The following is a 23,637-nucleotide window of genomic DNA, read 5'->3' as shown; positions in this document are numbered from 1 at the left end:
TATTGTGAGTTAGTAGTGGTCCCTTTTTCAACCATCGCACCTATAAAAAGTGGCCCCTTTTTAAATTAGCATAAACAGCAATCTTATTTATTATTGATAAGTGAAACAAGTCAAGTCTCCATTAATAAGGGACTTGACTTGTTTGTCATTCATGTAAATAATATGCTATTGCTTATAAATTAAATCTAACATAATACCATTGTGTTGGATTTATTATTCGGTTTTGAGTATCACTCCATGTCATTAAGTGATACTCAAACAAAGCATTAATAGTAGCTAATTAATACCATCTTGTCTATTATGTTTGAAAGCTGTTCTTTTATCTTCTCCTCCCACCAATTTTATTTTTGTGCAACGTATCTTTATAAATTATGCAAAATAAAATTTAAAATATAACATCTTTTATCTAGAATCTTTTTGGGACTGCCTTATTAGACATTTTTTAGCGCACAAAAAACCGCCGCGGAAACGGAGTAATCACAACGTCCAAAAAGGAAGTGAACGTATGATTTAGTTTCTTATTTTTTCTAGCTCATCTCTAAGTGCTTGTTGAAGTTGATTTAATAATAAATATTGCATTGCTCCATACCCGTTATTAAATAACCCTGGATATCTCCCTTCTGTATCCTGACTTAAATATTGGGTTAGTTGGTCTCTATCTTCTTGCTTATCCAAGCAGGTATGCTGGATTGCATTTCGATATAGTCTATTCTTATTTATAAGGGCAAATAATTCCGGATAAAGATCTTTGAAATCTCCAAAAAAATATTTAGCCTTATATTTATCTTTTAAAGACTCAAATAGGAACTTGTTAATAGCGGTCAACATTACTTCATAATTATTTCTATTTGTTACTAATGGAATATTTTCAAAGCTTGCATGATCTTGAGCGGTTGAAGATCCACTAGGGACCCAAGTTTTTCTGCTAAGTAATCGCTGAGCTTTATCAAATAGATAAAAATCATCTAATATTTTTTTCAGCTTTTCTTTTACTACTTTTACTGATTTAAATACTTCTGTCGGAAATCCTCTCTGTGGACTATCAATCATTAGTTGTCTATACTGATCTTGAGACAACTCATAACAAAGTGGTTCCAATAGCACTAAATCTCCATTGCTATCTTTTATTATTCTCCGATCGAAATCAATGATACAGTTTTGATAGTTATCCACATTCACACAATATGCAGAGTAGTTTAAATCATGATGAATTTCAAAGTTTGGATAATCATTAGCTAACTTTTCAAGCTGGCTAATTCTCCGCATAACATAATTGGATGGTAAAAGATCACCTGTTAAAGTGAGCTCAATTTTCAAATTGCTTTTCAATTTATTTTTTATCATATTAAGCATATTTAAATTTGGTATTGTCCATTGGATAAAAGGTATAAACAATTGGATTTCATTCTTAGCTTCAAATAAAAGTCGATCAAACCTTTCAAATGCATCCTCTTTAACAACTTTTTCAAACTGTTCAGAAATACCTTTAAAATTACTCATACTGTCCGAAGAGAAGAAATTCCCATCCTCCATATTTAGACTTATCAAATCCGAAAGTTGAATTTCATCAATCAAATCATCATATTCTGATAATTGAATCGCACGATCAAACAGCAATACTTGGACAGAATTTTGCGAAGTTGTTGACACATAAACTGCTAATTGAGCCCTTTTATAGTTTACGGCTGTATGATTAACTTTAACAATATCTATGACTTGCTCTTTATCATTATCTTCATTCAAGATTTTTTTAACCTTATAAAAATCTAGTTGTTCTAAAGTAGGCCTCTTAATCTGCGTTTTTAATGTTAGAGTCCCTGTTTCTCGCAGATTGCGATCATTCACATAACGTTGATTGCTCAAAAAAATGTCTCCTGAAAGTCCATCCACACATATTCTCTTATCTAGTTTGACAAAACGGTTCAGCTGATCATCTTTTAAATAGTCTCTTCCAACCTCGCTTATTACTCCATTTTTCTTGATTACCTCATAGTATAATAAATCATAAAATGCTTTTTCAAAAATTTCCATATCATTTTCTAACCCCATAATTTTAGGGATATCTATCAATTTGAACTTTTGATCGATCAACCTTAATAGTGTATCTTGAATAATTGGTAAAGTTTCAACTTTATTGCAAAAACAACTAATCTCTAAGAAATACACTGGAATCGCCACATCTATAAGAGCAATTTGTTTATAGCCAGATAATAGTTCCTTGCCCATCTGACCAATGTCACTTCTATACCCCACTCTGAATCACCTCTAGTTCGCAATCTGTTTTATATCGGTTTATATAAATTAGAACATCTTCAAAATAATTATGTTCTAATTTTGATGCCTCCTTCATAAAATGTGCATTCCCAACAATAATTACTTGAGTTCTTGCCCTTGATAAAGCAACGTTTAATCTTCGTTGTTCGCTTAAGAATCCGATTGCTTTACTAGCGTTAGACCTAACTACACTATAAATAACAACATCTACTTCTGCCCCTTGAAAAGCATCAACATTTTCTATCACAACTTCCAAATTAACCCATTTATTATTATTCGGTTTTATCAATTTTTCCAAAAGCGACTTCTGCCCACTATAGGCTGATATGACCCCTACTTTTATTTTCCCCTCAGTATTATTAGCTTCTAGATATTCCAACTCTTTGAGAATAATATCTGCTTCACATGTATTATTAAAAGATTTTGAGGTTGTTTCTTTTTGCTGATTCTCTGGCAAACGTTCTGTCGACAACCATACTATCGGTTTTGCTATCCTATAACTAAGCATTCTTTCCTCTGGGGTTATATCAGTTGTAATCACTACACCATCATCTGAATAGAAAACATTATTAATCATTTTTGAAATGGAAGGATGCATTCGAAACTGCTTATTTAAAGTAATTGCTATATCAGTATTCTTTGCTAATAAAAATAAATCCTCAAAAAGACTTTCAGATAATTTTTTTGAACTTTTCCCCTTAATAATATCATCGTCAAATTCATTGATTATTGGAGGTAGCTGTTTGTGATCACCTACTAAAACAATTTTTTTTCCTTTTATCATTGGAATCAATACTTCGGGCACAGTTGATTTAGCAGCCTCATCAATGATGACCCAGTCAAAATTAATCTGCCTCATTACTGTATTTGATGACACACCAACACAGGTAGAGGCAATAATAGAAGCTTTTCCTAATAATAAATTATCAAAACCATCTAAAGAATCTAAGCCTCTGTACCATTGCGCCAAAGTCTTCGTAAAACTTTTATCTTCATTAGAGAAATTGCCTTTGAAGATTTTCTCATATTCTTCCACAAAACCATTATCCATCTCGCTAATATTAACTAAAATTTTTCGCAGTTTAATATCTTCAACGAAATCATTCATATTCTGAATGGAATTTTTCTTGATTTCGGTTGTCCATTTTTTTGTTTGATTGACTACTTTGTTTGCTTCAGACTCTTTTGAAATACGCTCACTTTTACCAATTCTGACTAACAGATCTTCTGGAAAATATTTTTTTAATTTATTAAAGATATGATCCACGGCAACATGAGATTGCGACGCTAAAAGAATTTTTGAATCTTTTTCAGATTGTCTAATTTGATAAATAAGCTCGTTAATCACTGTTGATTTTCCAGTTCCTGGCGGTCCTTGAATTAAAAAGATATCTTGTGTCCCTAATGCAGAAATTACAGCTTGACCGTTAACAAGGTCAATACTCTCATTTGCAAAATTAACATTTCTTGTAATTGTTTTCATTCTTCCAACTGAGGGATCTATGATGATATCAAGCAAATTTTTATTTTCAGCCATTCCTTGTTTAAGAGTATCAAGAGCATTTTTAGCACGCTTTGTTACCTTCAGACTATCTGAGTAATCAATCCCAAAACAACCGGATTGATTGTACTTTTCAGGCTCAAAATTACTTACAGGTGAAATATAAATTACTTCGTCTGAGTATTTTTTAATTTCACCTATTTTTTCTAGTTTTCCAGTTAATTTATTCTGTAATGCAATATTTTTTCCAATCTCTAAATCATCGACATTATCAATACTCTCAATAATAAAATGATAATAGCCTGACTCTACATCATATTCAATTTGACTATAATCCCCAATATTTTTCTTTTTCTGTAGTAAATGTTCTTGTTGTTTTATTTTTTTACTCCAAATTGATATTAATCGATCTTCAATTTGCTTATTCTTCTTTTGATTCATAAAATCTCGATACTCAGCATCTACTTTCTCTAAAAACTGATACAAGTACATGAGGTCTTTATCACTCACTAATTGAGACCCAAAATTAATTTTTGTTTTTATAGGAAATGACCGAGCAATTATTTTTTCTTGAACCGAGTAACTTTCTAACTCATCTGCTCGGATTAAAACTATAAGACCTTTTGATTTTTCAACTGCACAACTGAACTTAATTAAACCACAAACAATATGGTATTGTTCATTTTTTGTTCGATAGATATAGTATTCAAAGCCGGTTTGAGATAGAAACCTTTTTGCAGCATCTTCCCTAGGAAAATCGATTATATTCATGTGAAAAAGATCTTTAATAGCAGTTTTGGTTAGTTTGAAAACAAGTTCAGAGTCGTGACTCTCTAGTTTATCAATCTCACTATCTAAAATGCCCAACAAACTTTCGACTGATGAATATCTAGAAATTACATCATATTCAGTCGCTTTTCTTATGATATTTTGCAATGCATCATCAACTTCTAAATCCTTAATTTGATTTAGAAACACTTCCGAATTTTGATCTGGATTCTTCCCAGATATTAGAAAAAAAAGGACTCTGCCGAGAGAATAAACGTCAGTAAAGCTTGATACATATTTTTTAGCGATTTGTTCAGGTGATGAATACATATAGTTGAAATAATGATTTACAGTAGTCTGCTCCTCATAAATCAAAGATTTGATTTTACTAATACCAAAATCAATAATTTTAACTTGCATTCTGTCTTCAGTTCTAGTAATCAAAATGTTATTTGGTGCAATATCTCGGTGAATAATTTCTTTCTCATGAGCATGTTGAATACCAAGAAGAATATCACGAAAAATTTTGAGTTTTTCTATTAAAGTTAGACTGGTATTTTTCTCTATAAATTTTTCTAATGTTTCTGATCTAGCAATGTAGTCAATCAATATGTAATAAAATGTGTCTGTTTTTCCAGAATCATAATATTCCACGATATTTTCATGATTGAGACTTTTTAACGCCTTCCACTCACGATTAAAAATTTCTGATACTTCTTTTTCTAGATTTGTATCTTTCATAATAATTTTCAGTACATATAAAGTCTCATCAAAAACATTTTGAACTAAATAAACTTCAGATGGAAGTGTTCTCGATGCATGAAGCTGCTTAATCACCGAATATTTCCCATCTATTAGCTGATTCATTTTTAAATTCATTAACAACACCTCTTAATTAGTTAGTATTAGAAATATATACAGTTTGAAATTCAACTTATACTACAATATCTCTATTATATCAGATTAGGTACATAAATATTCGTGGTCCTTAAGAAATTTTAGAACAAGCTGTTGCAAATGTATATTATTTGTTTTCGTCAGTAGGGCAAATCCTATTTGAATTTAATTTCGCTTTGAAAGTGTCAACTTAATGATTTTATTTCAGATACAAATTTTCGATAAACAAAAAGTACTAGGACTCTATTGCCACATTTTAGATTTGTAGTGCTTTAAAAAAATCCTTCCATACATCACAACATTTTCATTATTGATGATAAAATAGACATTAATCAAACGCTTTCCGTCGGAAAAATACATCTATTTCAGACGTGTCTATATATCTTAAAATCGAGACTCTGAATTTTGGCTTATTAATAAGTGTTTTTTAACTTGAATAAAGTCTAATAGATAGTCTATAATAAAAGTATATATTATTGTGTATTATAGACAAGGAGTGTTTTTATGAAATTAGGATATGCTCGAGTTAGTACTGTTGGTCAAGATTTAAAAACCCAACAAGAAAAATTGCTCAAACAAGGTATTGAAGAAGATTATTTATATATTGAAAAAAAAACTGCTACCACTACAAGAAACCGAGAAGCTTTAAAAGATTTAATCAAAAATTCACGTAAAGGTGATATTGTTTATATAACAAAAATAGATCGTTTAGCACGATCCATAATTGATTTAAACAATGTAATGAATGAATTTTTTAAAAAAGGAGTAACTGTTGTATTTATTGATAATAATATGACTTTTAGTGCAAATGCTAAGAGTGATCCTATGCAGAAATTATTATTTAATGTTCTAGGTGCTTTTGCTGAGTTCGAAAGAGATATGATTGTCAATCGAACCACTGAAGGAAAGATAAGAGCACAACAAGCGGGGAAAAAATTAGGGCGTAAAGGGCAACCTGAAGCAAATATTCAACAAGCCTTATATTTGATGCATAATAGAGGTTCAAATAATTTATCTGTTGCAGATATAGTAAAGATTACAGGGGTTCCTAAGGCTACAATATACAAAAAGATGTCTTACAAATGAATTAAAAGAAAGCGCTTTATCACCGCGTTTAAATATGGTATGATTGAATTATCACATACGGAGGTGGGACATTTATGAATTTTAAGATTTATGACTTATTTACTGATTTAAAACCTAACGGAAAGGAAGAGCAACTTGTAAACTATTTAAATAATTTAGATGTTTTTGATGCAGGTCATAATTTACGTTATTTAATCAATAATGATGTTTTTTATGAGCGCGGAGTCTTAGTAGGTAGCTTAGGTCAGGAATATGTGGCCTCATCAAATACAATTAAAGATAAACAATGGGTTCCTATAGATGGTATTGAACCCTTTGAAAGGACTATTTTTGCAATTGATTTTTCGTCAAATACTTTGCTTGTACAAAATAGAAAGTATCCTCAAAAAAATTTAGACACTGGTATTGCATATAGTAGAATTAACGCTATACTTACTGAGGCCTGTAAAATTATCTTTAATACCGACTTCATACCGATTGTTGTAAATATACCTGCAGGTAACGAAGTATTTCTAAAATTTTTTGAACATTCTCGTGTTCTTGAGTTAAAAGTTAGTAATTTGAATACTCGTCATATATTACAAGGAGAAAATATTTCAAAAAATAAACAGTTTAATTCAGATCTTCTAAAATATTGGAATACTGAAGACAAAAATACCAACTTCATACATATCAAAGCTAGTGATGATGGGGAGTTAAATAATAATCCTTTTGCTTTACTTGCATCAAAATCACCTAACGCAAAAATCGATTGTCTTAGCTATTACAATGAGAACGAGGGGAAGAGCATTCTTGTTGAACGAAATAAATTTGATAAATTTGATGTTCCTAAAATCACAAAAGATGAGGAATCAATCACTGTTTATGAAGCCACGATTGATGAAATAAATAACAAACGTGGGTTACTTCGAGCAGTGAAGCAGGTTATTAAGGAATAAAAATAATTCGTTTCTACTGTTTTAGCAAAGATTTCAGCTTCTCAAGCTCGAATAAATTTAAAATAAATTACTATAATCTTTTTTTAGGTTAGACTGTTTTTTTAAATCATTTCCCCATATCTGAACATATCGTTTAGTAACTTCCAAGGATGAATGACCTAACAATGTAGCTAGTGAAAAAGCATCCATACCTGATAAAATTGCATTTTTAGCGTAAGTCCTCCTACAAACATGAGGGCTTACTTGCTTTTGTATCCCGCATAGAACCCTAGCCTCTCTAAGGTTCTGTTGAAACGTATTTTTACTGTAAGGAAGCTGATCTCGATTGATAAATACTTTAGTATGTGAAAGATTACCCCGTATCTTTAAATAAGAAGTTAGTTTCTCTCTCATTCTCTTTGAAATATAAACTATCCGCTGTTTAAGATTTTTTGATTCGACAACAATAATGTAATCACTATGGATATCTTGTATATTAATACCAACTGCTTCTGAAATACGTATTCCTGTATCTAATAACAATTGAAAGATAACCAAATCTCGATAGGAGCTAAACGTTTCTTTTTTCTTGAAATGGTTAGCTATTTTTTTGATTTCATCTGGATTTAAAGTCTCTCTTATTTCTTCTCTGACTCTCAATAAACTGAGATTTTCACAGGGGTTTATCTTTATAAAACCTTGCTGATAAAGAAAGTTATAATACGCTTTAAAAGCCTTTATTTTGCTGTTAATTGTATTAGCCCTCATAAAACCTTTCCAATACATAATCATGTCTTCAAGGTCTCTCTGTGAAAGATGCATGATAGGCTTCTGAACATGAATATATTCCCTATCTCTTTTTAGTACATTGATTGCATCCGTATAATACTGAATAGTTGTTTCTCGTACATTTCTAATCCTTCTTGATCTTATAAATTTCTGAAACACAAAATCATCATCAGGCACAATCGTTTGATAAACGATTGCCTTTTCTTCTAAACTTAAGTGATTACTTCTTCTCATAAAAAAAGACCTCCCAACTAGACTTATCCACTAGATTAGAGACTCATTTAGCCTATCAAAAAAGCTTGCGGTCGTGGCGGAATTGGTATACGCGCAGGACTACAAACTTATTGATATTACAGTATTCTTAATTTTAATTGATGCGGCCGAGAGGACTTGAACCTCCACGGGTTTTACCCCACTAGGCCCTCAACCTAGCGCGTCTGCCGATTCCGCCACGACCGCGTGTACGTAGCAAAATTAATTATAATATTGAACGCTTTCTTTTGTCAATATTTTATATGGATATTGCTAGTGGAAAGTAAGTATCTTCTTGTATAATGAGTTTTATTGGAAAGAAGAGGAGACTTTGGAACTAAAATCTATTGAAATGTTGAAAGATACGAATATGATAGTAGAAATAAAGAGGGGCTTTTCCGTTATGCAAAAAAGACGGCAGAAAGTCATGAAAATTTTCGACAGCAGATTCCCAAATGGATGACTAACTAGGAGGAATATAAATGACGACAGAAAAAATAGATTTTAAAAAAACAGAAAAGAATCTTTATGCTCCAAAACGTAAACCTGAACGTGTATTTGTCCCAGAAATTAATTTTTTAATGGTAGATGGTAAAGGAGATCCTGATGGAGTGGAATATCAAGAAGCAGTTCAGGCACTTTATACTATTGCTTATACGATAAAAATGAGTAAAATGGGTGAGACTCGTTTAACTGGTTATATCGACTATGTTGTTCCGCCACTTGAAGGTCTTTGGTGGTCTGAGGGAATGTTTGATCTAGAGGACCGAGATGCTTGGTTATGGACTTCACTTCTTCGACAACCAGATTTTGTAACGGAAGAAGTCCTTCAGTGGGCAAAAATGCAAGCTAAGAAGAAAAAGCCAACAATTGATACAAGTAATGTGAAATTAGAGCGATTTTTTGAAGGGGATTGTGTTCAAATGATGCACATTGGCCCGTTTAGTAAAGAGATTGAAACAACGACAAAGTTACATCAATTTATGAAAGAAGAAGGACTACAAAATGATACTGGTGCAATTCGAAAGCATCATGAGATTTATCTAAGTGATCCTAGAAAAACAGCACAAGAAAAGATGCGTACAATTTTAAGACTTCCAGTGAGTTGAATAATAGGAATTGTTTGCGTTATAGTATAGAAGAAAAGGAACGATGATAACTGTCCGAAATCATTTTATTTTAGGGTAGTTTTTGATAAAGTGGGGTTTTTGAAAATGTATTTTTTGTATGTTGGTTTGTTTGGTGCGTTGGGTGGAATGTGTCGCTATGCGATTAATTTGTGGTTGACTGGAGATAGCTTTCCATATGCGACTTTAACAGTTAATCTAATTGGTTGTTTTTTATTGGCCTTTTTAATGCAATTTTTGGCGAAAAAATCACGTCTTTCACAAGTGGTCTTAAATGGTATTGGAACTGGTTTTGTAGGCGCATTTACAACATTTTCCGCATTTAGTGTGGATGCTATTCAATTGTTCCAAAATGGGGAAGTATTACTGTCACTTACTTATATAACTGTGAGTTTAATCGGTGGACTCTTGATGGTAAAGCTTGGATATATGCTAAGCGGTTACCTTTTGAATAGGGGGAGTCACGATGTTCATTAATTTCTTGCTGGTTGGTATTGGCGCTGGACTTGGTGCGATGCTTCGTTATGGCATTTCTATACTAATTAAAAGTAAATGGAAAACGAACTTTCCATATGCGACATTTTTTATAAATATAACAGGTTCATTTTTATTAGGATTTCTTGTTTCTTCAGCTGTAGGTCCCGTTTGGCAACTATTATTAGGTACTGGATTTATGGGAGGTTATACAACTTTTTCTACCTTTAAAGTGGAAAGTATGGAATTAAAGTGGAAGGCTAATTTTCGGGTATTATTTTCTTATCTAGGTCTTAGTTATGTTTTTGGATTAATAGCTGCTTTTACTGGTATAATGATGGGTCTATAAGAATTGTTTAAGAAAATAAGAAAACGATTGCCTGTATATCCTCAAAATGCTATGCTAGAAAGAACGATAAGCTTCAGAGAGGACGAGAAAGTAAGATGACGGGTTTTAAAAAAGTAATTGTACCGATGTTATTAATCGTATTATTCTTGGCAGGTTGTAATCAAGAAACGGTGCCTGCTTTAGTGCTTGATGGGACAGTGACTGATGCTAGTTTATTAGAAAACAATAGTGAGCTAACAGTCAATGGTGTATTAACTTGGGACGGAGTAAAGAATGATTATTCTAGTGAAGTTATTATTACCGTAACGGGCAATACCGCTGTAACAAATGAATCCACTGGTAAAGAGATGAAATTGGCTGATATTAAAAATGGAGATACTATAAAAGCTGTATTTCCTGATGGATCTACTATTACTTCTCCTGCACCAGGGAAAATTTCTGAAAGCACAACTTCTATAAAAATAACACCAAAATAAAAGCATTTTCCGTTATTCGGAGATGTTTTTTATTTGGATTTGTGTCTGTCTAGTGAATTATCAAGAAAGCGCTTGTTTTTTGTACCATCTTTATGTTAGCTTTAATGTATTACATAAAAATTGGAGGACTTCATATGAAAAAAGGGATTTTATTTTCACTTTTGTTAGCAACATTGCTTGTTTTTAGTGCTTGTGGCGAGAGTGCCGAAGAAAAAGCAGCAAAAACACCACAAGGTCAATTTATTCAAACATTAAAAAATAGTTCAAACGTACCAGAGCAATCAACTTATACAACAACTTTTGGAGTAACAGATATAAACATAGATAGTACTGATCCTAGTGCAGCATCTATAAATCTGTTGAAAGATATTAAATTTTCAATGACGACTTCTACAGATGAAAAAACAGATAAATCTGAAACAAAACTAAATGTGACATCGTCTAATAGCCTTTTACCAATTTCGCTAGATTTAGATTTCTTAGTGAATACAAAAACTGGTGACGCATTTATCCCACTAAAATCTATTGTGGAACCAGATGAATCTTTACTTAGCTATTTAGACCAAGCAACTAATGGTATGTGGTCTAAACTCAATACACAATTTCCAGACTTAAAAAATAAATATATCAGCACAGAAGAACTAACTAGTACAATGACGGGTGAAACACTTCCTGAGACAGAAGTAGATACGAAGAAAATAGAAGCAGCTTCAAAAGATTTAAACAAAAGAAGCTCCAAACTATTAAATGACTATTTTGCTGGACTAAAAGAAGATCGTTTTACAAAAGCGGATAATGGTACGATTTCAGTAACATTAACAAAAACAGATATTGTTAATTTAACAACCGAAGCAGTTAAACTGTTGGATGATGAAAAAGTAAAAGAAGATTTTAAAGTAATTATTGAAAGTCAAGGTGCGAATAGCGTAACTGACTTTGAAACGACCTATGCGGATATGAAAACAAGCCTAGAAAAAGCTTCAAAAGAATTAAAAGATAACAAAGATATAGCAATAAAATTCAAGGTTTCCATTAAACCAGGTAAAGACAACTCATTAGATAATTTAACATTAAACGCAAAAGTGGAAGATAAATCAACAGCTGATGCACCACAGTCTATTGCATTCAAAGTAGAAACGAAAGCAGAAGAATTTATTCCAATTGCTGACTTCCCTACAAAAGATCAAATTATTACAAGTGAAGAAATATCAAAAATTATATCAGATTTTTACACACAAATGTATAGTGGAATGGACTTAACTGGTTCAGGACTATAATGTTTCTAAAAGACGTAGTGACTCAGGTCATTGCGTTTTTTGTTTTTTATTTTAAGCCTGCTTTGTGGTATGATATGTAGAGAAAATGATGGACGGGTGAGATAATGGAATTCGAATTAGTTTTAACAAAAGAAAGTGACACAATACTTCTAGCAAAACAAATCGGGGAAAAACTTCAAGCAGGTGATGTGATTTTACTTGAAGGAGATCTTGGTGCTGGAAAAACCACCTTTACAAAAGGTATTGGTAAAGGGTTATTGATTCCACAAATGATAAAAAGCCCAACCTTCACGATAATTCGAGAATATAAAAAAGGACGATTGCCACTTTATCATATGGATGTATACCGGTTAGAAGATGCTTCGGCTGACGAACTGGGTCTAGAAGAATATTTTTATGGTGATGGAGTGAGCGTGGTGGAGTGGGCCCAGTTTGTTGGGGAAGACTTGCCAAATGAATACTTAGAAATTCAACTTTTTCATATAGATGAGAATACACGGAAAATAGTTGCGAAACCAGTTGGGAAAAGGTATGAGCAACTAGCGATGGAGGTTTTTCAGAAATGATACTGGGAATAGATACATCTTCTGATACGATGACGATAGCACTTTTTAATAATGGGGTAGTTATTGGGGAATATACAACAAATTTGAAAAAAAATCATAGCGTTCGACTGTTACCTGCGATTGCTGCTTTAATGGATGAATGTTCAGTAAAACCAACTGATTTAAAGAAAATTGCGGTTGCAAAAGGACCAGGTTCCTATACCGGACTACGAATAGGTGTAACGGTGGCGAAAACGATGGCATGGGATGCAGGAATCCCAATTGTAGGAATTTCTTCTTTAGCACTTTTAGCTGAAAATGGTTTGTATTTTTCTGGTAAAGTGGTTGCTTTAATGGATGCGCGTCGTGGTAATGTTTACGCAGGTGTCTACCAAGCAATTCAAGGGGAAATGAGCAATATCCTACCTGACAGTCATATAGCACTTGCTGAATTACTGGAAAAATTACAACAAAGTGGCGAAAACGAAGCCATTTTCTTTACGGGTACATTGAACGAGCAAATTTGCTTAATGATTACTGAAACCCTTGGCGATCGAGCGATTTTTGCCAGTGCAGATTATACTTACGCTCGAGCGGGTTCTTTAGTAAAATTAGCAGAACAATTAACCGGAGAGCCAGCAGACACTTTTATTCCTGATTATTTAAAACTTGCAGAAGCGGAAAGCAAATGGCTGGAATCGAGGAGTTCTGAGTGAGTTTGAAAGAAGGACTATTATTTAAAGAAGCGACAATTGCTGATTTAAAAAGTATTATGCATGTCGAAAAGGCTTCATTTACAGTACCTTGGACGGAAGCCGCTTTCCGAAATGAATTTATTATTAATCAATATGCTTCCTATATTCTAGCAACATATAATGGGGAAGTAGTAGGCTATGCTGGAATTTGGCTGGTGCTTGATGAGGGGCATGTAACGAATATTGCAATTCATCCAGATTATCAGGGAAATCACTACGGGGAAGCGCTTCTTCGTGAAATAATACGAATGGCAAAAGAGCGCGGTGTTATTCGAATAACTTTAGAGGTTCGCGTATCAAATGATGTAGCACAAGGACTTTACAAAAAATTAGGATTTCAAGATGGCGCCATTCGGAAAAACTACTATCCGGATACGAAAGAGGATGCGCTAGTGATGTGGGTGGACTTATGATGAAAAATACATTAATTCTTGGGATAGAATCAAGCTGTGATGAAACAGCTGCATCTGTCGTGAAAAATGGAAATGAGATTATTTCCAGTGTGGTGGCTTCACAAATAGAAAGTCATAAACGTTTTGGCGGGGTAGTACCTGAAATTGCTTCAAGACATCATGTGGAACAAATTACCATAGTGATTGAAGAAGCGTTGAAAAAAGCAAATGTAACAATGGATGACCTAGATGCGGTCGCAGTTACAGAAGGACCGGGTCTTGTTGGTGCGCTTTTAATTGGTGTAAATGCAGCTAAAACGCTTGCTTTTATGCATCAATTACCATTAATTGGTGTACACCACATTGCGGGGCATATTTATGCGAATCGTTTTGAAACAGAGCTAGATTTTCCGTTACTTGCTTTGGTCGTTAGTGGCGGGCATACAGAGCTTGTTTTAATGCGCGCTGAAAATGATTTTGAAATTATTGGCGAAACAAGAGATGATGCGGCTGGAGAAGCGTATGACAAAGTGGCGCGAACACTAGGTTTATCTTATCCTGGTGGCGTACAAATTGATAAACTCGCAAAAGACGGCGAGGATACATTCCATTTTCCAAGAGCGATGATGGATGATGATTCGTTTGATTTTAGTTTTAGTGGCTTAAAATCTTCCTTTATAAATACGTTGCATAATTTAAGACAGCGCGGCGAAGAGCCAAATCCAAATGATATGGCAGCAAGTTTTCAAGCGAGCGTGATTGATGTATTAGTGGCGAAAACAATTCGAGCAGCTAAAAAATATGAAGTTAAACAATTGCTACTAGCTGGAGGTGTAGCAGCCAATCAAGGGTTACGCGCACGTCTTATTCAAGAAGTTGAAATCGAACTTCCCGAAACAGAATTAATCATTCCACCACTATCATTATGTGGTGACAATGCTGCGATGATTGCCGCTGCTGGTACTGTAAGCTTTTTACAAGGAAAACGCGGTAGTTTTGAGATGAACGCTAATCCAGGCTTATTATTAGAAGATATTTAAAGAAATAGATCATTTTTTCCAAGGCTTTTTGGAAGGAAATGGTCTGTTTTTTATTAATAATCCAAATTAACCGATACACATCTGTTGGTATATCTAAACTTAAGAATTACATAATTATTAGGTAAGTAATAAACAACCTTTTTCTAGTATGATAATAGTGTAAAAATGTCTTTTTATGCATACTAAGATACTGTTTTCTAACCAATTTTTGAAATAAAAACATGAGGTGATAGGCTTATGGATACAATTTTATTAGTAGACGATGAAGAAACAATTGTTGATGTATGTAGGCGTTACCTGGAAAAAGAAGGATTTCGCGTCTTAACTGCAAACAATGGTGAAGCTGCTTTACAACTTTATAAGTCAGAACATGTAGATTTGCTGGTGGTCGATATTATGATGCCCAAAATGGACGGACATACATTAGTAATGGAACTTCAGGAATTAGAAAAAGACACACCATTTTTATATTTAAGTGCTTTAACACAAGAAAAAGAGCGGTTATATGGATTAACTTTAGGGGCAGATGATTATATGTCAAAACCCTTTAGCCCAAGAGAGTTAGTACTACGAGTGAAAAATATTTTAAGAAGATCAAAACGTAGCTCCGAACCAGAAACATTAAAACACGGCTCATTATTTTTAGATAAAAGTAAACGTATTGTGCTTGTAAACCAGCAAGAATTGGAGCTAACCATTAAAGAGTTTGACTTGCTTTGGCTTTTAGCTAGTGAGAATAAACGAGTTTTTTCGAAGTCGGAACTATTGGAACGTGTTTGGGGCTATGAATATGATGGAGACGCTAATACAATTAATGTGCATATTCATCATTTACGAGAAAAATTACAAGCGAATGATGAAAAAGCAATTTTTATCAAAACGGTATGGGGGTTAGGCTATAAATTTGAAATGGCGGTGGAATCATGAAATTGCGCACACTTAATTTATTTTCATATGGCATCGGTGTTCTGATAGTTACTATTGTTTTGGGAGTTAGCGCATATAAAATGATTTTTAAAACAGAATTAGTTGTATTTACTATTTTAATTACACTTGGGGCGAGTACGCTAGCTTTTTTTATTAATTATTTATTGATGCGTCCTGCCTTTCAGTCGATTGATACGTTAAGCAAAGAAAGTCGTAAAATCGCTAAAGGAGAGTTTTCCGGGAAAGCAAAAGTGCAAGGTCCAAAAGAAACTCGAATGTTAGCGGAAGATTTTAACGAAATGGCCGTGAAATTAGATCAGATGTTTCGACAAATTAAGGAAGGCGAAGAAACGCGTAAGGAGTTAATTGCAAATTTGTCCCATGATATTAAAACTCCAATCGCCTCGATACGTTCCTTTTCCGAAGCACTTTTAGATGAAATGATTGTGACTGAAACAGAGAAGCAACAATATTTGCGAACCATTCAACGAGAAACTATCCGGCTGACTGATTTAGTGGACGAGCTAATGGATGTAGCAGCTATTGATAAAAAACAACCGATATTAAACCGAAGTCGAATTTGGCTGGATCAATTAATAATTAATGTATTGGAATCCTTTAATGTACAGTTAAAACGAGAACATCGGGATATACATGTAACGATAGAGCCAGGTTGTGACACTCTATATGCTGATCAAACCTTTGTAACACGGATTTTATGCAATTTAATAGAAAATGCATTGAAGTTTTCGGATGCTGGGACGGAGATAGAACTTACTATTACTAGCACAGAAGAAGCCACATTATTTTTTGTGAAAGACTATGGCCAAGGGATTTCAAAAGAAGATATACCGCGGATTTTTGAACGGCTGTATCGTGTAGAAAAATCGAGAAACTTAGCGCATGGCGGTTCGGGGTTAGGTCTTCACATCGCAAAAAACTTAGCAGAGCTTCACGGAGGGACTTTACAGGTTGAAAGTGAGCGTTTTGTTGGAAGTACTTTTATTTTAACGATACCGTATTGGGATGGAAATGAATAAATAAGCGAAAATTTAAGAAATACCTAAGAAATCCATAAAAGTTACCTCACTTTTACTTGCTATGATGAACTAGTAGAAAAAATTAAAGAAGAGGGGTAATTAATTATGAAAGCAAAAGTAGCATTATTTTCTGTAGTATTAGGAGCGGCATTAGTTTTAGGGGCATGTGGTGAGGCTAGTTCTTCTAGCAGTGACAGCGAAACCAAGGAAAATAAAGTCACGATGTCTGATAAGAAAGAAATGCTTATGAAAGAAAATGAAAAAGTGAATTTAATGGGAACACTGACCGGAACAGGGAGTCACAAAGTAAGTGGTAATGTAGAAATTAAAGATAATAAATTAATGTTAACAGATTTTATGACAGATGAAGGACCAGATTTACATGTCTATTTAGTTAAAGGTAATAATGTAGAAGACGGCGTAGAAGTAAGTAAAGTAGACTTAAAAGCTAAAAACCAAAGCTTTGATGTATCCGATAAAGATCTTTCAAAATATGATCATGTGTTGATATACTGCGAAAAAGCGCACGAGGAATTTGGAGCAGCAGCATTAATGGATACGATGGATGAAAGTGCTATGACGGATAGTATGCTTACAGGAATGTTTTCAGGTGCAGGGAGTCATAAGGTTAGTGGAGATGTGACAATGACAGATAATAAGTTGATGTTCACAAATTTTGTGACAGATGAAGGACCAGATCTTCATGTATATTTAACCAAAGATGGTGATATTGAATCTGGAAAAGAACTAGCTAAAATTGACTTAAAGGCGAAGGAACAAACTTTTTCATTAGATAATATTAATTCAGCAGATTACAATACAGTCGTAATTTATTGTCAAAAAGCGCATGAAACATTCGGGCAAGCAATGTTAAATAGCTGAGGGGTGAGGTTCGATGTTAATTGTCAAACTTAGCGCTAATATACTTTTTTCCATTATTCGAGTGGGACTAGGTATTAGTTGGTTGTATCAAGGATGGTTTAAAATACAGGCTCACTTTGATATTTCTGGACTAGTACCAAGTGTCATTGGAAATACAGATTCGCCAGACTGGTATAAAGCTTTTATGGAAAATGTTGTTGGTCCAAATACAGCGTTATTTAATATTTTAATACCTTGGGGAGAACTTTTAGTTGGTCTTGGTTTAATAGTTGGGGTTTTAACTCTCCCAGCATTAATAGCGGGAATATTTATGGGAATTAATTATTGGTTAGCAGATATGATTTATATTTATCCTACACAATTAGCGATTGGTATAGTTTTACTTCTTTGTTTAAAGCAAGCAAATTATGTTAGCATAACAAATCTATTCATTTTTTTTCGAACAAAACAAAGGAATAAAACATAAGTAAAAAAGTAGCGCCCAACTTAATGAGCGCTACTTTTTACATTGTTTTATCTAAAAACTTCCGTACTTTTTCTTCATAGGTTGTTGGATCTACTGTAAAAGCTTGTCCGTGTTCAGCCCCTTTTACAATCCATTTTTCTTTATAACTATTAGTGGCTTCGTATAGTTCGTCTACCATATAGGTTGGGACAAACGCATCTTTGTCACCGTGAATGTAGAAAATGGGTAAATCAGTTTTTGCAACAGCATTCGTCGCGCTAGCTTCACTAAAGTAAAACCCTTCTTTGAATTTATTAATTAAGCTGGCGGTTGGGATAATTGGGAAACTTGGTAAATGAAACATTGCTTTTAGTTGATAAGAAAGTTCTGCATCCATGGAAGTGTAGCCACAATCGGCAATAATACTTTTGACTTGTTTTGGCAAATTTTCCCCACTAGTCATTAAAACGGTGGAGCTACCCATGGAAACCCCATGTAAAGCAATGGATTCATCTTCCCCATTTCTATCAATCACTTGATTAATCCATTGTACATAATCTTTTCGTTCTGGCCAGCCAAAACCAATATTTTCGCCTTCACTTTCCCCGTGCGCTCTGGCATCGGGCATTAACACGTTATAACCAAATTTTTCATGATACATCTTTGCAAGTCCCGCCATTTCGACTTTACCACTTTTGCCGCGGTAGCCATGGGCAAGAATAATAGTTGTATTAGAAGGTTGAGCAGCTTCTAAATAATTGGCTTCTAGTTTTAGATTATCACTTGATTTTTCTGTCCAATGAATGAGTTTTTGGTTTTCCATCCACGCTTGATTTTCTACTCGATTTTTCTTGGCTAGTTTGGCAGTAGCACTTGTCACATCGGTTGTCGGCTGATCATCCATACTTGTATTATCGCGAGCTAACGCATAGCTGTATAAATAAAAACTTGCGCTAATAGTAATAATAAGAAGTAATCCAATCAAAATAGAACCAGAAATAATTAAAATCTTTTTCATTGTATGCTCCTTTTTTTATGCAGATTAGATAGATTCTAGTTCTTCACTTATTTCTTCCCATTCTTCCATTAATTTTTCTACAATCTCTTTTGCAGCATCTAATTTCCCAGTGATTTCAAGCGTTTTTTCATGATCTTGAAAAATTTCTGGTTTGGTTAACTCAAGTTCGAGTGCAGCGATTATTGTATCTGTTTCTTCCATTTGTTGCTCAATTTCTTCTAGTTTGCGTTTTCTTTGACGAAGTAATTTTTGCTGTTCTTTTTCTTCTTGGTAATTTCTTTTGCGCATCGAAGCAGTGGCAGCTACTTCTTCGCCGTTTTCCCTGCGTTCTTCTGCCTCTAATCGTGCGAGTTCTTTCATTTCAGCTAATTTTTCTTGATAATAGTCATAGTCGCCGAGGAAGACAGTTGCTTTTTCGGGCGCTAGTTCGACTACTTTGGAAGCGATACGGTTAATGAAGTAACGGTCATGGGATACAAATAAAATCGTTCCTTCAAAATCAATTAAAGCAGCTTCTAAAACTTCCTTACTTTCAATGTCTAAATGGTTGGTAGGCTCATCTAGAATAAGGACATTTGCTTGAAGTAAAGTGAGTTTTGCGAGTGCGAGCCTTGCTTTTTCGCCACCACTAAGCGACTGGACATTTTTTAAAACATCATCATCCGAAAATAAAAAATTACCAAGTGTTGTACGGATATTAACTTCATTTAGCTCTGGATAATCGTCCCAAAGCTCCATTAAAACGGTTTTATTCGATGTGAGTTTTGCTTGTTCTTGGTCATAGTAACCAATTTTTACACCAGCTCCAAAATGAAAGTCACCACTAAGCGACGGAAGATCACGTATAAGTGTTTTTAAAAGGGTAGATTTGCCAATTCCATTTGGGCCAACCAGCGCTAGGCTATCTTGACGTTTCATTTCAAAAGTAAGGTTAGCGGCGACTTGCTTATCTTTGGCATAACCAATACTAAGCTTATCTACCATGAGAACATCTTTACCTGTTTGTTTTTCAAAATGAAAACCAAAATGAGCAGCTTTTTCATCGCCTTGAGGTCGGTCTAAAACATCCATTTTTTCTAATTGTTTTCGTCTGCTCTGCGCTCGTTTTGTGGTGGATGCACGGACAAGGTTTCTTGCAACAAAGTCTTCTAATTTAGCAATCTGCTTTTGTTGCTTATCAAACTCTTTCCACATTTGCTCTAATTTTGCTTGTTTTTGGCTAACAAAAGAACTGTAATTACCTTTGTAATGTTCTATTTTCGTTCGACTGATTTCATAGACTTGATTAACTACTTTATCTAGAAAATAACGGTCATGGGAAACAATCAGCAGGGATCCGTTGTAATTTTGCAAGTAGGTTTCTAACCATGATAAAGTTTCAATGTCTAAATGGTTAGTTGGTTCATCCAGCACAAGGATATCCTGTTTAGCAAGTAGCAGTTTGGCTAGTGCCAGCCGCGTTTTTTGTCCCCCGCTTAACGAGGCGATTTCTACTTCATAATCGGCAGGATAAAAGCGAAGACCATTTAAAACGGAACGAATTTCTGCTTCATACGTATACCCGCCACTTTCTTTAAATGTATGTTGCAAAGTGTCATAGTCTTTCATTAATGCTTGATAATTTTCAGGATGGTTATAAAGTTCTGGTTCACCCAGCCGAACTTCCATTTCATGTAGATCTTGTTCCATTTTTCGAAGGGATGCGAAAACACTCAGCATTTCGTCCCAAATCGTCTTAGTAGATTCTAGCCCGGTGTTTTGTGCTAAATAACCAATTTCTACACTTTTAGGTTTGGAAATCATGCCGCTATCATAGCTCATTTTTCCAGCAATAATTTTAAGTAGCGTTGATTTTCCAGCACCGTTTCGACCGACTAAAGCTATACGGTCACCCGTTTTTACTTCTAATTTAATATTATCCAAAATAACTTCTGCACCGAAGAATTTAGAAATTTGCTGAACTTGTAATAAAATCATATTCTCTCTCCTCGAATGTTCTCTATACCAGTTTATCTTAAAAGTTAAGTAATCGCAATGTAACCGCCGTTTGTTTAATATTAGGTTAGTTTGTGAAATCGCTCGCATTATTTGTGATTTTAGCGTAAAATAGAAAAGAAGGATAAGACAAGATATTTTGCAGGACAAAACTTTGCTCTAAAGTCGTGAGCAAAAAGTTTGTGCATTCCTTGTGAAATGTTTATAGTATATAAGCAAGCATGTGAAAGGAAGTACAGTTCACAAAAGCTTCAAACTTCAGAAAAAATTTAAGAAGAAGGGACAGAAGGCATGATGGAGGAAACAACAAAAATTCCACAAGCGACAGCAAAGCGCTTACCATTATATCATCGTTACTTGAAATACCTAGATGAGTCAGGTAAGGAACGAGTATCATCAGCAGAACTGAGTGAAGCTGTGAAAGTTGATTCAGCGACGATTCGACGTGATTTTTCATATTTTGGCGCATTAGGCAAGAAAGGATACGGGTATAACGTTGCATACATACTCGACTTTTTTAGTAAAACACTTAGTCAAGACAAACAAACAAATGTAGCATTAATTGGTGTTGGTAACCTTGGTACAGCACTATTACATTATAATTTCATGAAAAACAATAATATCAAAATCGTTGCTGCATTCGATGTAGATCCAGCGAAAGTAGGTAGTGTGCAACAAGATATTCCTATTTATCACTTAAATGATATGGAAGAAATTGTTCGTGAAAATGGTGTAGAAGTAGTTATTCTTACGGTTCCAGCTGACGAGGCGCAAGTAACTGTGGATCGCTTAATCGAAGCAGATGTAAAAGGGATTTTAAACTTTACACCAGCTCGTATCAGTGTTCCAAAACAAGTTCGTGTACACCACATCGATCTTACAACCGAATTACAAACATTGATTTATTTCCTAGAAAACTATCCGGCGAAAACCGAATAAAAAAATCTGTAGAAGGTAAGCAAAAACTTGCTTTCTACAGATTTTTTTTATGCCGCCTTTTAAGCCCAACAATAATTAAGCCAATACCAATGCCAAAATCAATCATCGTCATGACAATTAAAATATAGGCCAAAATATCATAGCCATATTCTACTATACGATCAAAAGTAAAAAAGCCAAATACCAATCCAAGTGCAAAATAAAGAAAACTTTGCTTGATTAATGAATTTTTCATATCAACCTCCAATAAAACCTAAACTTATTAATAAAACAATCGTATTCATTAAAATATGAGCCCCCATCGAAACGGAAATTCGTTTTGTTTTCGTATAAAGAAAACAAAGGATTAGCCCGATAACAAAATAAGTAAGTAAGAAGGAAATATCCCCATGAAGCAAACCGAAGAAAAGCGAACTAATCACCGCAGCGACATGAATATTCATCACATTACTTAAACCACCAAAAATCACTTTTCTAAAAACAAGTTCTTCTAAAATAGGTCCAAGAATAGAAATAAATAACAAGAAAATCGGAGCTGCTTTTGTTAAATTCACAAGTCGTTCTGTATTAACAGATTCATTAATACTACCGGAAATCAGCGAAATAATAATACTACAAATGATTTGCGCAAAATATAAACCAATGACTCCACCAATAACCCAAAGGAAACTACGTAGCGGCGGCATTTTTTCACCAAGAATGATTTTATTTTCCTCAGGCTTTTTATAAAGAAGTGCGAAAATAATAATCAGCGAAAGAATATTAGAAAAAATCGACCAAATAATCATACTATAGGCATTGGCATCTACACTGGAAATGGAAGTAGTGCTCATAAAAATATGATAAACAATTGGAATCCCAACAGAAGCAGAAAAAAGTAGTAATAAATAAACAAAAACAATCGTCAAATAACGTTTAGCCAAAAAAACGCATCCTCTCTATATAAATCAAATTCAGCTAAAAGTGCTTAAAATAAACAGAAATAACTCTCCTTATTGTACAAGTTATCTGACACTAGCGCAAATTAGAATTCTCTCATTTTTGAACGTTTATACTTGCATTTTTTGTCAGGTTTGGTATCATAATAACTGTGTTAGCACTCTAATGTGTCGAGTGCTAAAATGAAAGTTCAACTATATCAGAGGAGGTCATTTACATTGTTAAAACCATTAGGAGATCGTGTTGTAATTGAGGTACTGGAAGCAGAGGAAAAAACAGCAAGTGGTATTGTATTACCAGACTCTGCGAAAGAAAAGCCACAAACAGGTAAAATTATTGCAGTTGGCTCAGGTCGTGTCCTTGAAAACGGATCAAAAGAATCACTTGAAGTAGTCGAAGGTGACACAGTTATTTTTGCAAAATACTCTGGAACTGAAGTGACATATGAAGGCACGGACTACTTGATTTTACGTGAAAGTGACATTTTAGCAATTACCAAATAATAAAACTTAACTAATCGGAGGGAAATATAA

At 34.0% G+C, this 23,637-nt stretch carries 24 protein-coding genes and 1 tRNA gene; 17 read left to right on the top strand and 8 right to left on the bottom strand.

Translation table 11 applies throughout. The annotated features are described in order from the left end of the window. Nucleotides 1-510: 510 nt before the first annotated feature. Nucleotides 511-2,253 carry a hypothetical protein gene (locus HCJ45_RS11215; RefSeq protein ID WP_120236599.1) on the bottom strand — a complete coding sequence of 581 codons (1,743 nt, stop codon included), beginning with the start codon at nucleotides 2,251-2,253 and terminating at the stop codon, nucleotides 511-513. After that, nucleotides 2,243-5,422: a serine/threonine-protein kinase gene (locus tag HCJ45_RS11210; protein ID WP_120236601.1), complete on the bottom strand. Its 3,180-nt coding sequence runs from the start codon at nucleotides 5,420-5,422 to the stop codon at nucleotides 2,243-2,245. Before HCJ45_RS11210 ends, HCJ45_RS11215 begins: the two co-directional genes overlap by 11 nt. 522 nt (nucleotides 5,423-5,944) lie before the next feature. Here HCJ45_RS11210 and HCJ45_RS11205 point away from each other — a divergent pair. After that, the gene (locus HCJ45_RS11205) at nucleotides 5,945-6,526 is read left to right on the top strand and encodes a recombinase family protein (RefSeq protein WP_120236603.1); all 582 of its coding nucleotides are present in this window, start codon (nucleotides 5,945-5,947) and stop codon (nucleotides 6,524-6,526) included. A 74-nt stretch (nucleotides 6,527-6,600) separates the two neighbouring features. Further along, nucleotides 6,601-7,464, top strand: a complete 864-nt coding sequence (locus tag HCJ45_RS11200; protein ID WP_069011807.1) for a hypothetical protein — start codon at nucleotides 6,601-6,603, stop codon at nucleotides 7,462-7,464. A 57-nt stretch (nucleotides 7,465-7,521) separates the two neighbouring features. On the opposite strand, the gene HCJ45_RS11195 is transcribed toward HCJ45_RS11200, so the two are convergent. Together HCJ45_RS11195 and HCJ45_RS11190 are read right to left on the bottom strand one after the other, a co-directional pair. Then, a complete protein-coding gene (locus HCJ45_RS11195) occupies nucleotides 7,522-8,466 on the bottom strand; it encodes a tyrosine-type recombinase/integrase (protein WP_120236605.1) in 945 nt (314 codons plus the stop codon). A gap of 141 nt (nucleotides 8,467-8,607) precedes the next feature. Next, nucleotides 8,608-8,691 (bottom strand) — tRNA-Leu (locus tag HCJ45_RS11190). A gap of 275 nt (nucleotides 8,692-8,966) precedes the next feature. On the opposite strand from HCJ45_RS11190, the gene HCJ45_RS11185 reads away from it, so the two are divergent. From HCJ45_RS11185 to HCJ45_RS11125, 13 genes are all read left to right on the top strand, one after another. Beyond that, nucleotides 8,967-9,593: a GyrI-like domain-containing protein gene (locus tag HCJ45_RS11185; RefSeq protein WP_187124859.1), complete on the top strand. Its 627-nt coding sequence runs from the start codon at nucleotides 8,967-8,969 to the stop codon at nucleotides 9,591-9,593. Between the two features lie 105 nt (nucleotides 9,594-9,698). Then, entirely contained in the window at nucleotides 9,699-10,088 is a 390-nt protein-coding gene (gene crcB / locus HCJ45_RS11180) for a fluoride efflux transporter CrcB (protein WP_187124858.1), read from the top strand. Then, a complete protein-coding gene (gene crcB, locus HCJ45_RS11175) occupies nucleotides 10,078-10,434 on the top strand; it encodes a fluoride efflux transporter CrcB (RefSeq protein ID WP_187124857.1) in 357 nt (118 codons plus the stop codon). Before crcB (HCJ45_RS11180) ends, crcB (HCJ45_RS11175) begins: the two co-directional genes overlap by 11 nt. 95 nt (nucleotides 10,435-10,529) lie before the next feature. After that, nucleotides 10,530-10,910 carry a hypothetical protein gene (locus tag HCJ45_RS11170; RefSeq protein WP_187124856.1) on the top strand — a complete coding sequence of 127 codons (381 nt, stop codon included), beginning with the start codon at nucleotides 10,530-10,532 and terminating at the stop codon, nucleotides 10,908-10,910. Nucleotides 10,911-11,044: 134 nt separating this feature from the next. Then, nucleotides 11,045-12,187: an Lmo2079 family surface lipoprotein gene (locus tag HCJ45_RS11165; RefSeq protein ID WP_187124855.1), complete on the top strand. Its 1,143-nt coding sequence runs from the start codon at nucleotides 11,045-11,047 to the stop codon at nucleotides 12,185-12,187. 104 nt (nucleotides 12,188-12,291) lie between these two features. Then, the gene (gene tsaE, locus HCJ45_RS11160; RefSeq protein ID WP_185346147.1) at nucleotides 12,292-12,753 is read left to right on the top strand and encodes a tRNA (adenosine(37)-N6)-threonylcarbamoyltransferase complex ATPase subunit type 1 TsaE; all 462 of its coding nucleotides are present in this window, start codon (nucleotides 12,292-12,294) and stop codon (nucleotides 12,751-12,753) included. Next, on the top strand, nucleotides 12,750-13,448 hold the full coding sequence (gene tsaB, locus HCJ45_RS11155; protein WP_187124854.1) for a tRNA (adenosine(37)-N6)-threonylcarbamoyltransferase complex dimerization subunit type 1 TsaB: 699 nt from the start codon (nucleotides 12,750-12,752) through the stop codon (nucleotides 13,446-13,448). The genes tsaE and tsaB overlap by 4 nt, the downstream gene beginning before the upstream one ends. Continuing rightward, complete coding sequence (gene rimI, locus HCJ45_RS11150) at nucleotides 13,445-13,900, top strand: ribosomal protein S18-alanine N-acetyltransferase (RefSeq protein ID WP_187124853.1); 456 nt, start codon at nucleotides 13,445-13,447, stop codon at nucleotides 13,898-13,900. Before tsaB ends, rimI begins: the two co-directional genes overlap by 4 nt. Next, nucleotides 13,897-14,919: a tRNA (adenosine(37)-N6)-threonylcarbamoyltransferase complex transferase subunit TsaD gene (gene tsaD, locus HCJ45_RS11145; RefSeq protein ID WP_187124852.1), complete on the top strand. Its 1,023-nt coding sequence runs from the start codon at nucleotides 13,897-13,899 to the stop codon at nucleotides 14,917-14,919. The genes rimI and tsaD overlap by 4 nt, the downstream gene beginning before the upstream one ends. Before the next feature lie 237 nt (nucleotides 14,920-15,156). Further along, complete coding sequence (locus tag HCJ45_RS11140) at nucleotides 15,157-15,846, top strand: response regulator transcription factor (protein WP_185346155.1); 690 nt, start codon at nucleotides 15,157-15,159, stop codon at nucleotides 15,844-15,846. Beyond that, nucleotides 15,843-16,886: a sensor histidine kinase gene (locus tag HCJ45_RS11135; protein ID WP_187124851.1), complete on the top strand. Its 1,044-nt coding sequence runs from the start codon at nucleotides 15,843-15,845 to the stop codon at nucleotides 16,884-16,886. The genes HCJ45_RS11140 and HCJ45_RS11135 overlap by 4 nt, the downstream gene beginning before the upstream one ends. 105 nt (nucleotides 16,887-16,991) lie before the next feature. After that, entirely contained in the window at nucleotides 16,992-17,768 is a 777-nt protein-coding gene (locus HCJ45_RS11130) for a DM13 domain-containing protein (protein WP_187124850.1), read from the top strand. Nucleotides 17,769-17,781: 13 nt separating this feature from the next. Next, nucleotides 17,782-18,234: a DoxX family protein gene (locus HCJ45_RS11125; protein WP_187124849.1), complete on the top strand. Its 453-nt coding sequence runs from the start codon at nucleotides 17,782-17,784 to the stop codon at nucleotides 18,232-18,234. A 37-nt stretch (nucleotides 18,235-18,271) separates the two neighbouring features. On the opposite strand, the gene HCJ45_RS11120 is transcribed toward HCJ45_RS11125, so the two are convergent. Both HCJ45_RS11120 and HCJ45_RS11115 read right to left on the bottom strand, forming a co-directional pair. Then, the gene (locus HCJ45_RS11120; protein ID WP_187124848.1) at nucleotides 18,272-19,231 is read right to left on the bottom strand and encodes an alpha/beta hydrolase; all 960 of its coding nucleotides are present in this window, start codon (nucleotides 19,229-19,231) and stop codon (nucleotides 18,272-18,274) included. Between the two features lie 24 nt (nucleotides 19,232-19,255). Further along, complete coding sequence (locus tag HCJ45_RS11115; RefSeq protein WP_187124847.1) at nucleotides 19,256-21,208, bottom strand: ABC-F family ATP-binding cassette domain-containing protein; 1,953 nt, start codon at nucleotides 21,206-21,208, stop codon at nucleotides 19,256-19,258. Between the two features lie 309 nt (nucleotides 21,209-21,517). Between HCJ45_RS11115 and HCJ45_RS11110 the strand changes: the two genes are divergently transcribed. Then, nucleotides 21,518-22,165: a redox-sensing transcriptional repressor Rex gene (locus HCJ45_RS11110; RefSeq protein WP_187124846.1), complete on the top strand. Its 648-nt coding sequence runs from the start codon at nucleotides 21,518-21,520 to the stop codon at nucleotides 22,163-22,165. Between the two features lie 34 nt (nucleotides 22,166-22,199). Here the strand turns inward: HCJ45_RS11110 and HCJ45_RS11105 are convergent, their stop codons facing one another. Continuing rightward, entirely contained in the window at nucleotides 22,200-22,400 is a 201-nt protein-coding gene (locus tag HCJ45_RS11105; protein ID WP_187124845.1) for a DUF4305 domain-containing protein, read from the bottom strand. A 1-nt stretch (nucleotide 22,401) separates the two neighbouring features. After that, nucleotides 22,402-23,088 carry a CPBP family intramembrane glutamic endopeptidase gene (locus HCJ45_RS11100; protein WP_187124844.1) on the bottom strand — a complete coding sequence of 229 codons (687 nt, stop codon included), beginning with the start codon at nucleotides 23,086-23,088 and terminating at the stop codon, nucleotides 22,402-22,404. Nucleotides 23,089-23,322: 234 nt separating this feature from the next. Here HCJ45_RS11100 and groES point away from each other — a divergent pair, with 234 nt between their 5' ends. Beyond that, nucleotides 23,323-23,607 (top strand): co-chaperone GroES, encoded by a 285-nt coding sequence (gene groES / locus HCJ45_RS11095; protein WP_185346172.1) that lies wholly within the window; start codon nucleotides 23,323-23,325, stop codon nucleotides 23,605-23,607. Nucleotides 23,608-23,637: the final 30 nt, after the last annotated feature.

The sequence above is a fragment of the Listeria immobilis genome (assembly GCF_014322845.1).
Taxonomy (GTDB): domain Bacteria; phylum Bacillota; class Bacilli; order Lactobacillales; family Listeriaceae; genus Listeria; species Listeria immobilis.
The sequence above is the reverse complement of the archived record's forward strand: the minus strand, read 5'-3'. Positions and strand labels throughout refer to the sequence as shown.